At 30.7% G+C, this 1,132-nt stretch carries 2 protein-coding genes; both read right to left on the bottom strand.

The genetic code is table 11. The annotated features are described in order from the left end of the window. Positions 1-254: hypothetical protein (locus GH664_RS22880; protein WP_153170323.1), on the bottom strand; the 254-nt coding region annotated here is incomplete at its 3' end. A 669-nt stretch (positions 255-923) separates the two neighbouring features. Further along, positions 924-1,132, bottom strand: a 209-nt coding sequence (locus GH664_RS22875) for a hypothetical protein (protein WP_228111693.1), incomplete at its 5' end; no start/stop codon positions are given.

The raw sequence follows: 1,132 nt of genomic DNA, 5'->3' as shown, positions 1-1,132 counted from the left end.
ATATTATAAGTAGTTTCAGGAATTATAGATATTAACGAGGTAAAGTTATCATAATAACTATAAATCGGAAAAGGAGTCTTGATAGTGTTGATAGCATCAGATACAGCCCAAGGAGTAACATTCATAAGAGTTTCAAAGTCCGTTCTAATTAAAGCAAACGCTATAAGTTGTCTTATTATAGAATCTTTATCGTCATCTGCCCATGATTTAACAATAGGTAATAATGCCCAATGCAAACCAGCCAGCATAGTCATTTCTATACCTAATTGTAATATAGCCTTTCTCTAATCTGGTGTACTATTTTGCATATATTTTTGATATAACTTGATATTGCGATTATCCTTTCTCATAGCATTTATTATGCTAAAAGGAACTCTAAACAATGCTTCTTTATATCTCTAAGATCCATAATCCCATTGTCTATTCTATACCCATCTTTCTTGAAGTATTATAGGCATAAATTGACGGTGCATCATAAGTAAACTACCTATTATATTACTACTTAACATAGTTTTCTGAAGAGGAGTAAGCTAACCATCTGCTGATTGTGCTAAGTTTCTAGCAGTACTACCTATGACATCTCGTTTAGCTTCCCACGCTTTCTAATGTTTCTGGTCTTTAGCTTTTATAGTATAATCTTTATACTCTACTAAATCATAAGCAGACCTAAAACTTCTCCATTGTCTAAGCATAACTTCATCGTCTTTATATTTATTCTTGAACTCTTCTTTATTTAAGAATTCTCCATTAACATACTTAAAGTTATACATTACAGAGTTTAAAATAGCACCCTTAACAAAGTAATCAGATACAGAGTAAATACCAAAAGCCCAATTTCTAGCTAATTGTGATTGTATAGCAATCTAATTAAGATTGCTAGTACTTAACTCACTGCCTACTTGAAAATATTCCATTAACCTCATCTATTTACTTTTAGTATATGGGCTGAATATATTAGTAATATTCTTAAATGTGTCTACATTAAGTGACTTAACAGCAGAGCACATATCATAAAAATCATAATACCTACCAGTAAAGGAATTAACTAGATGAGCCATAGTAGCTGTTATAAAACCAGTAAAAGCGCATATTAAATTTAAACCTAAATTAACAGTTGTACCAATAGCTTTTA

This window comes from Thauera sp. 2A1, from assembly GCF_009469595.2.
In the GTDB taxonomy this organism is placed as follows: domain Bacteria; phylum Pseudomonadota; class Gammaproteobacteria; order Burkholderiales; family Rhodocyclaceae; genus Thauera.
The sequence above is the reverse complement of the archived record's forward strand: the minus strand, read 5'-3'. Positions and strand labels throughout refer to the sequence as shown.